The organism is Paenibacillus sp. FSL k6-2145 (assembly GCF_037976585.1).
Lineage (GTDB): Bacteria > Bacillota > Bacilli > Paenibacillales > Paenibacillaceae > Paenibacillus.
In genome coordinates, this window is the sequence record NZ_CP150267.1 from 2,301,520 (window position 1) to 2,314,252 (window position 12,733).

General features: G+C 45.2%; 12 protein-coding genes and 1 tRNA gene. 11 read left to right on the plus strand and 2 right to left on the minus strand.

Translation table 11 applies throughout. The features are described 5' to 3' along the window. The first annotated feature begins 262 nt into the window (after positions 1-262). The 7 genes from NZ043_RS10175 to NZ043_RS10205 all read left to right on the plus strand — a co-directional run bounded on the left by NZ043_RS10175 (position 263) and on the right by NZ043_RS10205 (position 7,029). Positions 263-1,213: an ROK family glucokinase gene (locus NZ043_RS10175; protein WP_062837749.1), complete on the plus strand. Its 951-nt coding sequence runs from the start codon at positions 263-265 to the stop codon at positions 1,211-1,213. 51 nt (positions 1,214-1,264) lie between these two features. Continuing rightward, positions 1,265-2,164 (plus strand): RNase adapter RapZ, encoded by a 900-nt coding sequence (gene rapZ, locus NZ043_RS10180; protein ID WP_047841457.1) that lies wholly within the window; start codon positions 1,265-1,267, stop codon positions 2,162-2,164. Positions 2,165-2,177: 13 nt separating this feature from the next. Then, positions 2,178-3,164 (plus strand): YvcK family protein, encoded by a 987-nt coding sequence (locus NZ043_RS10185; RefSeq protein ID WP_017691250.1) that lies wholly within the window; start codon positions 2,178-2,180, stop codon positions 3,162-3,164. 6 nt (positions 3,165-3,170) lie between these two features. Continuing rightward, the gene (whiA, locus tag NZ043_RS10190; protein WP_091038642.1) at positions 3,171-4,109 is read left to right on the plus strand and encodes a DNA-binding protein WhiA; all 939 of its coding nucleotides are present in this window, start codon (positions 3,171-3,173) and stop codon (positions 4,107-4,109) included. Between the two features lie 256 nt (positions 4,110-4,365). Then, positions 4,366-4,635, plus strand: a complete 270-nt coding sequence (locus NZ043_RS10195; protein WP_017691248.1) for an HPr family phosphocarrier protein — start codon at positions 4,366-4,368, stop codon at positions 4,633-4,635. A gap of 156 nt (positions 4,636-4,791) precedes the next feature. Then, on the plus strand, positions 4,792-5,544 hold the full coding sequence (locus NZ043_RS10200; protein ID WP_074092967.1) for an SIMPL domain-containing protein: 753 nt from the start codon (positions 4,792-4,794) through the stop codon (positions 5,542-5,544). Positions 5,545-5,931: 387 nt separating this feature from the next. After that, positions 5,932-7,029, plus strand: coding sequence for a DUF4163 domain-containing protein (locus tag NZ043_RS10205; protein ID WP_339311642.1), 1,098 nt, complete (start codon positions 5,932-5,934; stop codon positions 7,027-7,029). Between the two features lie 167 nt (positions 7,030-7,196). On the opposite strand, the gene clpP is transcribed toward NZ043_RS10205, so the two are convergent. Together clpP and NZ043_RS10215 are read right to left on the minus strand one after the other, a co-directional pair. Continuing rightward, complete coding sequence (gene clpP, locus NZ043_RS10210) at positions 7,197-7,793, minus strand: ATP-dependent Clp endopeptidase proteolytic subunit ClpP (protein ID WP_017691245.1); 597 nt, start codon at positions 7,791-7,793, stop codon at positions 7,197-7,199. Positions 7,794-7,969: 176 nt separating this feature from the next. Further along, a tRNA-Arg gene (locus NZ043_RS10215) sits at positions 7,970-8,044 on the minus strand. 426 nt (positions 8,045-8,470) lie between these two features. On the opposite strand from NZ043_RS10215, the gene NZ043_RS10220 reads away from it, so the two are divergent. From NZ043_RS10220 to tpiA, 4 genes are all read left to right on the plus strand, one after another. After that, positions 8,471-9,496, plus strand: coding sequence for a sugar-binding domain-containing protein (locus NZ043_RS10220; RefSeq protein WP_091038648.1), 1,026 nt, complete (start codon positions 8,471-8,473; stop codon positions 9,494-9,496). A 106-nt stretch (positions 9,497-9,602) separates the two neighbouring features. Continuing rightward, positions 9,603-10,610: a type I glyceraldehyde-3-phosphate dehydrogenase gene (gene gap, locus NZ043_RS10225; RefSeq protein ID WP_056695277.1), complete on the plus strand. Its 1,008-nt coding sequence runs from the start codon at positions 9,603-9,605 to the stop codon at positions 10,608-10,610. Positions 10,611-10,761: 151 nt separating this feature from the next. Next, positions 10,762-11,943 (plus strand): phosphoglycerate kinase, encoded by a 1,182-nt coding sequence (locus NZ043_RS10230; RefSeq protein ID WP_062837743.1) that lies wholly within the window; start codon positions 10,762-10,764, stop codon positions 11,941-11,943. A gap of 36 nt (positions 11,944-11,979) precedes the next feature. Continuing rightward, positions 11,980-12,732, plus strand: coding sequence for a triose-phosphate isomerase (gene tpiA, locus NZ043_RS10235; RefSeq protein WP_036616221.1), 753 nt, complete (start codon positions 11,980-11,982; stop codon positions 12,730-12,732). The last annotated feature ends 1 nt before the right edge of the window (position 12,733 follow it).

Here is a 12,733-nt window from a genome sequence, read left to right on the forward strand (position 1 = left end):
TGATCTTTTATGAATGGAACGAGTGAAGATGCAATATCATGAGTTGAGGCTTCCTCTGTTATGGAGGAAGGTATGAAGCGTGCGTTTATAAATGAAGGTAATAAGATTGTATACGTATTCAAAAATGCTATGTGATGTGGTTCACAACCCTGGCAAAGCATGATGCATGCAAGGTCTTATCGTCTTGACCCAGGCGTATCCTTCAATTATAGTTGGTACGTAGGACTTAAACTATTTTAGATAGATAAAGGTGGCTTGCAGCATGTCTGAGAAAATCTACGTTGGGGTCGATCTCGGCGGAACAGCAATCAAGGTCGGTATATGCGATGAACAAGGTCAGCTAATGCATACGTATGAAGGACCGACTGAAGTGGATAAGGGCGTAGACACGGTCATCGCCAACATCGAGAAGTATGTCCGACATATCGTAGCCGAATCACCTTACAGTTGGGAACAGCTTGAGGGTGTAGGTGCTGGAGTGGCCGGTTTCACGAATGTACGCGAGGGAATTATCGTTCATGCCCCTAACATCGGATTTCGGAATGTAGCCATTCGTTCGATTCTGGAAGAACGTCTGGGCAAGCCAATCAAAATAGATAACGATGCGAACGTAGCTGCACTGGGTGAAGTATGGGCAGGTGCCGGCAAAGGCGTAGACAATTGCGTATGTTATACACTCGGTACAGGCGTTGGCGGAGGCTTGATCTTGAATGGAAACATCTATCAAGGCTTCTCAGGTATGGCTGGTGAGCTGGGTCATATCAGTGTTGTACCTGATTTGGAGGCCATCAAGTGCGGCTGTGGTAAAATGGGATGTGTAGAAACAGTATCGTCTGCAACGGGCATTATCCGTATGGCGAAGGATGCAGTAGAACGCGGTGATCATACGTCACTGGCACTCGTTGACAAGATTGCAGCCAAAGAAGTATTTGATGCTGCCAAGGCAGGCGATGAAGTGGCACAGCGCATTGTAAACCGTGCTGCCTTCTACCTGGGCAAGTCCATGGCTACTGTAGCTGCTGTCATTAACCCGGAGATGTTCATCATTGGTGGTGGCGTATCCAAAGCGGGCAACTTCTTGTTTGATGAAATCCGTACTGTATTTGCTAAATTGACACCTGAACCACTGCAAGAAGGGGTTCAGATTCTGGAAGCTACACTTGGTAATAATGCAGGTATTGTGGGTGCAGCAGGTCTTCTCTTGCGTTCCTAGTAACCTCGTAACAATATATGAAGACAGCAATATGATAAGGAGGGGACATTTATGCTTGAAGGTGAAGGCTCACCAGGCACAGGCGCCACGCTCATTATCATTACGGGCATGTCCGGGGCAGGGAAAACCATTGCAGTACAAAGCCTGGAGGATCTGGGTTTCTTCTGTGTGGATAATCTGCCACCGGTATTGATTCCAAAATTTGCGGAACTAATTGAACAGTCAAACGGCAAGATTGGTAAGGTTGCATTGGTTATCGATCTGCGCGGGCGTGAATTCTTTACGGCTCTGTCCGAGTCTTTGAACTATATTAAAGATCATTTTACCATTCATTGCGAAATTTTATTCCTGGATGCCACAGATTCTGTACTTGTTCAGCGTTACAAAGAAAGCAGGCGCAGACATCCGCTGGCTCCTGAGGGCATGCCGCTGGACGGCATCCGACTGGAACGCAAGATGTTGGAGGAACTCAAAAACTCCGCTACTCAGGTACTGAATACAAGTACAATGAAGCCTGCCCAACTGAAAGAACGTATCATATCCCGCTTTTCTCATCTGGAAAGCCAAATGTTGTCGGTGAATATTACGTCTTTCGGCTTTAAGTATGGCATTCCGATTGATGCTGATCTGGTGTTTGATGTACGTTTTTTACCGAATCCACATTATATTGAGCATTTGCGACCGAATACGGGACAGAATAGTGATGTGTACGAATATGTTATGAAGTGGCCAGAGACACAGGCGTTTCTGACCAAGCTGCTGGATATGCTGCATTTCCTGATTCCGCAATACCGGAAGGAAGGCAAAAGCCAGGTTATTATTGGAATCGGCTGTACCGGAGGCAAGCATCGTTCGGTAGCAATATCGGAATATTTGGGCAAGATGTTGGGAAGCAGCGAGACAGAAGCTGTCACCGTAAGCCATCGCGACGCTGACCGGGACCGTCATTGAAGAGGGTGAAGGGATGAAAGAGGCCGGACCACGAAGAGAACGTCCGAGAATAGTTGTAATGGGCGGCGGAACCGGATTATCCGTGATGTTACGCGGTTTGAAAGAAAAGCCGCTGGATATCACGGCCATCGTCACGGTTGCAGATGACGGTGGAAGTTCAGGCATCCTGCGCAATGAGCTACAAATGCCGCCTCCGGGCGACATTCGCAACGTGCTTACGGCACTGGCTGATGTAGAACCATTGCTTTCAGATATGTTGAAGTACCGTTTCAATACAGGCGCGGGGCTTGCAGGCCACAGCTTGGGAAATTTGATTTTGGCTGCAATGACGGATATTTCGGGCGACTTTGTGACCGCAGTGCGGGAGCTTAGCCGCGTGTTTGCCGTTCGAGGTGAGGTATTACCAGCCGCAGGCCAGGCCGTTGTGTTGCATGCCGAGATGGAAGATGGGACAATTATTACAGGCGAGTCCAAGATCCCTGAGGCAGGTGGACGCATCAAACGTGTTTTCCTTGAACCGGATCACGTGGAGCCGTTGCCAGAGGCAGTAGAGGCCATTCGTCAAGCTGACGCCATTCTGATCGGGCCAGGCAGCCTCTATACAAGCATCCTTCCCAATCTGCTCGTACCTAAGCTTGCAGAAGCTGTGGTAGAGGCTGATGCAGTGAAGATGTTTATCTGTAATGTTATGACACAGCCGGGAGAAACGGATAACTATACGGTAAGTGACCACCTTAAGGCGGTACACGAGCATATAGGTCATCAGCTCTTCGACTATGTTATCGTAAATAATGGTGATATTCCGCTGCAAGTGCAGAATAAGTATGCGGAAAAAGGAGCAAAACCGGTTGTCCTGGATATGAATGTACTGGAAAGTGCCGGCTATCAGGTGGTTGCAGATACCCTAGTTCTGTTCAAGACCTATCTGCGTCATGATGCCGACAAGTTAAGTCATCACATCTACCAACTGGTACAAAATTGGATGTTACGGAAGAGGTGAAGTCCCATGTCGTTTGCAGCACAGACCAAAAAAGAGTTAACCATGATCGAGAGCGAACCGTGCTGCGAAAAGGCGGAACTTTCAGCCCTCATCCGTATGCTTGGTGCAGTGCAGTTATCGAATAAAAAAGTGATCTTGGATATTTCGACGGAGAATGCCGCCATTGCAAGACGGGCATACTCTCTGCTTAAAAAGCATTTTCAAGTGCATACGGAATTACTGGTCCGCAAAAAAATGCGGCTGAAAAAGAACAATGTATATATTGTTCGAATTCCAACCATGGTACAAGAGATTCTCAACAGTCTTCATATTGTATCGGAAGGTTTTCTGTTTACGCCAGGAATTAATACGGAGTTATTTCAGCAGAACTGTTGTAAACGGGCCTATCTTCGCGGTGCATTTCTGGCCGGTGGATCGGTTAATAATCCGGAAGGTTCCTCGTACCATCTGGAGATTGCGTCGATGTATGAAGAGCACTGTCAGGCACTGGTTGACCTGGCCAATGAATTTCATCTGAATGCCCGGTGTATAGAACGGAAAAAAGGATTCATCCTATACATTAAGGAAGGCGAGAAAATCATTGAGCTGCTAAGCATCATTGGTGCTCATCAGGCCTTGTTCAAGTTTGAAGATGTACGAATTATGCGTGATATGCGTAACTCCGTTAACCGGATTGTCAATTGTGAGACCGCCAACCTGAATAAAACGATTGGAGCGGCGGTAAGACAAATCGATAATATTCGGTTGTTACAAAAGGAAGTTGGTCTGGAATCGTTGCCTGAGAAACTTCGCGAGGTGGCGGAGGTTCGACTCGCTCATCCAGATATCAATTTGAAAGAAGTAGGCGAGCTCCTTAAAGGTACAGTTAGCAAGTCGGGAGTGAACCATCGGCTTCGTAAAATTGATGAACTAGCTGAGAAAGTGCGCACAGAACGTTATGGTTAAGTCGGCGTAGGGTAAAGTAACAAGGCCAGCTGTTTCTGCTGAACAGAAACAGTCGGGAAAATCAACCTTTAAGGATCTAGGGGACTTACTTATGTCAGTGGATGTGCTTTGCAAAAGATGAAATTAGGGCAAGATAATGTCCTTCAAAGCACCCTGAGTTTTTTCTTCTAGTGTCCTGCACGGGTTAATGGTATAATGTTGTATAAATATAATTGTGTATTTAATGTCCAGATTTCATAATAGGGGGTAAGTTTCCATGACAAAGCACCCGGTAGTTGTCCGTTTGAAAACGGGTCTCCATGCCAGACCTGCGGCACTGTTCGTTCAAGAAGCGAATAAGTACTCGTCTGAAGTGTTCGTCGAGAAGGACGACAAAAAAGTTAATGCAAAAAGTATCATGGGGATCATGAGCCTTGCGATTAGCACAGGTACGGAAATCCAGATTAGTGCAGAAGGCGCGGATGCCGAACAGGCTGTAAACGCTTTAGTTAGTCTGGTAAGCAAGGAAGAGCTCGAAAACCAATAAGATATGTTCAATCCAATGAAGAAGTCCCGAAAGGGGCTTTTTTGCGTTATTAACGTATTTGCTATCGTCAAGTGCAACATTATGGAATTTGTCCCGTCTGTTAAGGTATCAAATCGATTAAAGTTTGAGATGTTAACACATAAGGAGGCTATCGTGATGGGTAAACAATGGATGAAACCGTTTGGTGCGGTGCTGGTGGCAAGTACGTTGCTTGTTGGAGGAACGGCATGGGTTGCACCAGGTAACTATGCTTACGCTGCAGAGGTTCAGGGAGTACAACAGAACGTGATTAATGTTGTGGGTAAAGGTGAGATTCAGGTGAAACCTGATATCGCGTATCTGTCCATTGGTGTGAACAGTACTGCAGAGACAGCTGCATCTGCTCAAAAAGCGAATGCTGCGAAAGTTCAAAAAGTATCCAATTTGCTGAAGAACACGTGGAAGATCAGTGCAGACGACATTCAAACGAGTCAGTTCTCTGTACAACCCAACTATACGTATAGCGAAAAAGACGGACAGCAAATTAAAGGATATACAGCGCATCATACGTTGACTGTCACATATCGTGAGATGGACAAGATTGGCGAGTTGCTCGATGCTGCTTCGGGGGCAGGTGCCAACAATATTGAAAACGTGCGCTTTACTGTAGAAAATCCGGAAAGTTATGAGTCCCAAGTGATTGAGAAAGCTGTTGCCAATGCAGATGTGAAAGCTGGCGCCATTGCAAAAGCAGTTAAACGTCAACTCGGTGCTGTTCTTTCCGTGAGCCAAGGTGATGCCAATGTGCCTGTATTCTATGCAAGCGAGGCGTTGATGTCCAAAGCACAAGATACAGCAGGTGGCACTGAGATTGAAACAGGCCAGGTTAAAGTAAGCACAATCCTGAATATCACGTATGAAATGAAATAAACAAGAGTGAACTAGGATTGTAAACTCAAGTAACCTTTTCATGAGTCATTTGAAGGGGTACAACGAAATAATGACAAAGACTTTGTCCTGTGGACAGAGTCTTTTTTTGTTGGAAAAGCAAACTTTGATGAAGTTGGAGAAGAGGGTACCTTTTGAAGCTACATGAAATGCTGGTTATTGGTATCTTTTTTGTATAGTTGTTCGTGACAAAAAGGTCATATCCCCTTATATTTTCGGTCTGATATTCATCAACATTGTAACTCGAGCTGTAAACCTTTCCGAAATCGGGTTAATTATAATAGAGAGGTGAGCGTATGAGATATGCGATCAGATCAGGATTACATACGCAATGATCCCTAATTGTGAATTTTGAGAGGAGTTTTATATATGACATCATGGAAAAAATGGACAAGTGCATTGCTTGCAGCAGGAATTATTGTAGGTAGCGGTTCGGTATGGCAGGATAGTTCGGTTCAGGCAGCATCGGTATCCTCGAAAGTGACAACCCCGGCTGAGGTAACTCTGAAATCGGGTGGAAAAACACTGACTCAAAAAGGACTTCTTCAAGGTGGCTCAACTTGGGTCTCTCTTACGGCAGTTAAAGATGTGGCAGGTGGATCCCTGAAATATGATGCAAAAACCAAGTCATATACGGTAACAGCAGCCAACAATGCGATGACCGTTAGCCTGATGGATGGACAGCCAAACGTTTATATTAACGGTTATTATCCTCAGGTGGAAGCGAAATTGATTCAGGGTCGATTGTATATTCCATTCTCGGCAATGAGAGATTATCTGGGTGTACAGGGGAATTGGGATGGCAAAACCAAAACGTTGACACTTAGTAAGGTGAAACAAAATAACGTGAAAATTAAAGCGGCAACAGTTAATGTCACTGTGAAAAACGCTGAAGTAGATGTTCAATATCCACAGGTGAGTGGACTTGCCAGCAAAGAAGCTGAAGCAGCGATCAACAAAGTGCTCAAAGACGAAGTAGATGCTTATGTAGCTGACTTCAAGAAACAGACATCTGAATTCGGCGGTGCAACAGCCAACCGTCCATATGCATTTGAGAGCTCTTATGTAGTGACGTACAATGAAAAAGGCGTGTTGGGACTTATTACACAACGATACGAAGATTATGCTGGCGCTCATGGTATGACATACCGTACGGGCCACACCTTTGCACTGGACACAGGCAAGGAGCTCACGTTAGATGATGTGCTGCAAAATAATAAAACCATGCGCGAGACATTGAGTAAAAAAGTGGGCGAGCAACTGAAAGCCCGCGGTGGATACCTCGATGGGTATAAAGGGTTAAATAAAGATCAGGATTTCTATGTGACACCAACGGGTGTGGTTGTGTTCTTCCAGCTGTATGAGTATACGGCGTACGCAGAGGGATTCCCTGAAATGCCATTTACGTATAAAGAAATTCTCCCTAAAGGCACAGAACCATTTAGCGATGTAACGGGAACCAAATAACGAATCATTATTGTGCACTCATCAGTTATCTTTCTTATAAAATGAAAAGAAGAAGCCCTCATCATAATTATGATGAGGGCTTCTTCTCGTATAAACAACATAATGAGATGTTGCTGATTACGTTAGGTGTTATTATGTCAACGCGTAGACCGGGGTCTACATCACACTTAGATACCTTGGGAACCTACGTTTTCAATAACTTTATCAATGATACCGTAATCGGCAGCTTCAGCGGCACTCATGAAGTAGTCACGATCTGTATCTTTCTCAATCCGCTCCAGCGGTTGACCTGAACGCTCAGAGATGATGCGGTTCAAGGTATCACGCATTTTCAGGATGCGGCGAGCACGAATTTCGATATCAGAAGCTTGACCTTGAGCACCACCAAGTGGTTGGTGAATCATGATCTCACTGTTAGGCAACGCAAAACGTTTACCTTTTGCACCGGCATTCAGCAAGAATGCGCCCATGGAAGCCGCCATACCTACACAGATGGTAGATACATCCGGTTTGATGAATTGCATTGTATCGTAAATGGCCATACCGGCTGTAATCGATCCGCCTGGGCTGTTAATGTATAAGTGAATGTCTTTCTCCGGATCTTCCGCAGCCAGGAACAACATCTGTGCCATAATGGCATTAGCCACTACGTCATTAACATCGCTACCAAGGAAAATAATACGATCCTTCAGCAATCTGGAGTAGATGTCGTAGGCGCGCTCACCCCGGTTGCTCTGTTCAACGACCATTGGAATAAAACTCACGTGAAAAACCTCCTTGGAATGTAAATGTTATTGGTGTTTATAATTAAACTGTTACCGTATTACCCACATAATAAACAATTCCAAACAAAAAGTCAAAGAAAGTCAAACTAACTTACAAAAAAAAGAAACCTTTCCGGTTTCATTGGTTAAATGGGTTATGAGCTGTTAAATAAAAATGGCGCGCCCGCCAAGAATCGAACTTGGATCTCAGGCTTCGGAGGCCTACGTCATATCCATTGGACCACGGGCGCACATTATGTGACAGCAATATTGATTATAGCTCATGAAATATTTAATTGCAAGCAGTTCGTTGTGGTATTGGTTTGGATTAACCCAAAAATGATCATGATGAAGAAGAGAGGATAAAGAGTGCATTTAAGTAAATGCTATTAGAGGTTTTGGACATGCCGTATGAAATGTGTTTCTGAGCGATATGTAGATGGAATTCTTCCGTTTCTTCTATATATGGTATGTATGAGCTAGTCCTTGATCATGGAAGTCTAGGATTGTGAAAATAGGCGCGTACAAACGCTGAATACGTGTCGAAATAACACGTTGAAACACTTGCATGTCACGTCAGTTTTAGGTAGAATAGACGTGGGACTTAAAAAGTTAACCCGGGACGTTTTAGGGCCACGAAAGAGAGCCTAGAACGAGAACTTGCGGGAGTGGAAAGCATGCGAACGATTTTAGAAGTACAAAAGCAGCTTCTGCCTGATCTCATGGATATCTTAAAAAAGAGGTATACGATTCTGCAACAGATCATGTTATCGGATGTGATCGGACGGAGAACGTTAGCTAATTCCATGCAGATGACCGAGCGGGTTCTGAGGGCTGAGACCGATCTGTTAAAGGCTCAGGGACTTATTGAAATTGACAGTGCAGGGATGAAGATCAGCGAGGCAGGGTATGATTTGCTGCAGCAGTTAGAGCCCGTAGCCAAAGAGTTGTTCGGATTATCCGAGCTGGAAGAGCGCATCAAGCAAGCCTACGGTCTGCAAAAGGTAGTTGTGGTTCCTGGTGATTCGGACGTTTCTCCATTTGCCAAAAGGGAACTGGGCAGAGCCGGAGCGAAGGCTCTCGGCAATATCATGAGTGACAACGACGTTGTCGCCGTTACTGGCGGATCAACAACGGCCGAAGTCGCAGAGCAACTGACTCCGCCAACATCGCTCAAAGGTGTCTGGTTCGTACCGGCACGCGGTGGACTTGGAGAAAGCCTTGAAATTCAGGCAAATACGATTGCATCCACAATGGCAAAACGGGTAGGAGCGCAATACAAACTCCTGCATGTACCGGATTTGCTAAGTGATCATGCCTATGAATCATTAATCCAGGACCCCAGTGTTCAGGAGATTCTGCAGCTGATTCGGCAATCGCGCATTGTTATTCATGGAATTGGTGATGCCGTGGAGATGGCGACAAGACGTAAACTTGCGACGGAGATTATAGATGAACTTCAGGAGCAAGGAGCCGTATCTGAATCTTTCGGTTATTACTTTAACGATCAGGGTAAGGTGGTACATACCATGCTTACACTGGGTATGCGACTTCAGGATATTGAACGAACCGATGTTGTGATTGGAATTGCAGGTGGCAAAAGCAAAGCTGCTGCTATACATTCCGTGTTGCGATTTGGTCAGGAAGATATTCTGATTATTGATGAGGCTGCTGCCGAAGTCATCGTTGCTGAAATGGAATAAGGGTTTACTTTGCAACACAACAATTGTTGTCTTGACGGACTTCACCGTCTGTCTTGAATATATAAGTTTCATAAAAAATTAATCAAAACTTGGGAGGAACTTACTCATGATTAAAGTAGGTATTAACGGTTTTGGACGTATTGGACGCTTGGCATTCCGCCGTATTCAAAATGTAGAGGGCATCGAGGTAGTAGCAATCAACGACTTGACTGACGCTAAAATGCTCGCTCATTTGCTCAAATATGATACAACTCAAGGTCGCTTCGATGGCGATGTTGAAGTACACGATGGCTTCTTCAAAGTGAACGGCAAAGAAGTTAAAGTATTGGCTAACCGTAACCCAGAAGAACTTCCTTGGGGCGACCTGGGCGTAGATATCGTTCTGGAATGTACTGGTTTCTTCACAACTAAAGAAGCAGCTGAGAAACACTTGAAAGGTGGAGCTAAGAAAGTTGTTATCTCCGCACCAGCTACTGGCGACATGAAAACCATCGTTTACAACGTAAACCATGAAATCCTCGACGGTACTGAAACTGTAATCTCCGGCGCATCTTGCACAACAAACTGCCTGGCACCTATGGCAAAAACACTGCAAGACAAATTCGGAATCGTTCAAGGTTTGATGACTACAATTCATGCTTACACTGGCGACCAAAACACGTTGGATGCTCCACACCCTAAAGGTGACTTCCGTCGTGCTCGCGCAGCAGCTGAAAACATCATCCCTAACACAACTGGTGCTGCTAAAGCAATCGGTCTGGTAATTCCAGAACTGCAAGGTAAATTGGATGGTGCAGCTCAACGTGTACCAGTAGCTACTGGTTCCCTGACTGAACTCGTAACAGTTCTGGGTAAAAAAGTTACTGCTGAAGAAGTTAACGCAGTAATGAAAGAAGCTTCCGATCCACAAACTTTCGGATACACTGAAGACGAAATCGTATCTTCCGACATCCAAGGTATCACTTTCGGTTCCCTGTTTGATGCAACTCAAACTAAAGTTCTGACTGTTGGCGACCAACAATTGGTTAAAACTGTAGCTTGGTATGACAATGAAATGTCCTACACTGCACAATTGGTTCGCACTTTGGAGCACTTTGCAAAAATGATTAAGTAATATCTGCAATAACATAGAGCGGAAACAGATGCTATATTGTTTCCGCTCTTTATATATCAATATTTTGCAAATTTCTCAAAAACACCAGGATTGACAAGGGATTTCAGCCCTTGATGGGTCCACCAAATACATGGGTGCGGAGGAAATACAGATGAACAAAAAAAGTGTACGCGATATCGAATTGACAGGAAAACGGGCTTTTGTCCGTGTAGATTTCAATGTGCCGCTCGAAGATGGTAAAATTACAGATGACAAACGTATTCGTGCAACGCTTCCTACAATCAACTTCTTGATTGAAAAAGGCGCTAAAGTCATTTTGGCAAGCCACATGGGTCGTCCTAACGGCGAAGTGGTTGAATCCTTGCGTTTGACTCCAGCAGCTGAGCGTTTGTCAGAATTGCTTGGTAAAACAGTTGTTAAAGCTGACGATTCTGTTGGTGACGCTGTTAAAGCTCAAATCGCTGAACTGAACAACGGCGACGTATTGTTGCTTGAAAACGTTCGTTTCCACGCAGGCGAAGAGAAAAACGATGCAGAACTCGCAAAACAATTTGCTGAACTGGCTGACGTTTTCGTTAACGATGCGTTTGGCGCGGCACACAGAGCACACGCTTCGACTGAAGGAATCGCTCACTTGCTTCCAGCAGTGTCCGGTTTGTTGATGGAGAAAGAACTTGAAGTGTTGGGTAAAGCAATTTCCAACCCTGAGCGTCCTTTCACAGCCATCATTGGTGGATCCAAAGTTAAGGACAAAATCGATGTAATCGACAACCTGCTGAACATTGCAGACAACGTGATCATCGGTGGCGGTCTGACTTACACGTTCTTGAAAGCACAAGGACATGAAATTGGACAATCCTTGTTGGATGATTCCAAACTTGATGTTGCTCTCGGTTTCATCGAAAAAGCGAAAAAACTGGGCAAAAACTTCTACCTGCCGGTAGATATCGTAGTGTCTGACGATTTCAGTGCGAAAGCAAACACACAAATCGTTGACATCGACGGCATCCCAGCAGATTGGGAAGGCATCGACATCGGTCCTAAAACACGTGAGATCTATGCTGACGTTATCAAAAACTCCAAATTGGTTGTGTGGAACGGACCAATGGGCGTATTTGAAATCGAGCCATTCTCCCACGGTACTCGTGCAGTAGCGGAAGCTTGCGCTGAGACAGAAGCTTACACTGTAATTGGTGGCGGTGACTCCGCAGCAGCAGCTGAGAAGTTCAAATTGGCTGACAAGATGAACCACATCTCTACAGGTGGCGGTGCATCGCTCGAGTTCATGGAAGGTAAAGTACTTCCAGGCGTAGTGGCATTGAACGACAAGTAAGTTTTAGTAGTCTATAGCATGAAGGAGTTGAAACCCATGAGAACACCGATTATCGCAGGTAACTGGAAAATGTTCAAAACGGTTTCCGAATCCAATGACTTCATTCAGGAAGTTAAAGGAAAAGCGGAAGTTGAAGGCGTGGAGACTGTAATCTGCGCACCGTTTACAAATCTGCCATCCCTGGTAGAAGCCGTTAAAGGCACAAACATCAAAATTGGTGCACAAAATCTTCATTTTGAAGATAACGGTGCATTCACAGGTGAAATCAGCGGTGTAATGCTGAAAGACCTGGGTGTGGATTATGTCATTATTGGTCACTCGGAGCGCCGTCAATATTTTGCGGAAACCGATGAGACTGTCAATAAAAAGTTGCATGCAGCATTCCGTCACGGATTGACTCCAATCTTTTGCCTTGGTGAGACGCTTGAAGAGCGTGAAGCGAACCAAACAAAAGACGTATGCAAAGTGCAAACAGTAGCTGCTTTTGCAGGTCTGTCTGCAGAGCAAGCGGCACAAGTTGTTATCGCTTATGAGCCAATCTGGGCGATTGGTACAGGCAAATCCTCGACTTCCCAAGATGCGAATGAAGTTATTGCTTACATCCGTACGCTGGTGAAGGATCTGTACAACGAGACGGTTGCGAATGCAGTTCGTATTCAATACGGCGGCAGTGTTAAACCGGAAAACGTAACAGAATACCTCGGACAAAGCGACATCGACGGCGCACTTGTTGGCGGTGCCAGCTTGCAGCCGGCTTCGTTCATCGCGCTTGTTGAGGGGGCGAAGTAAG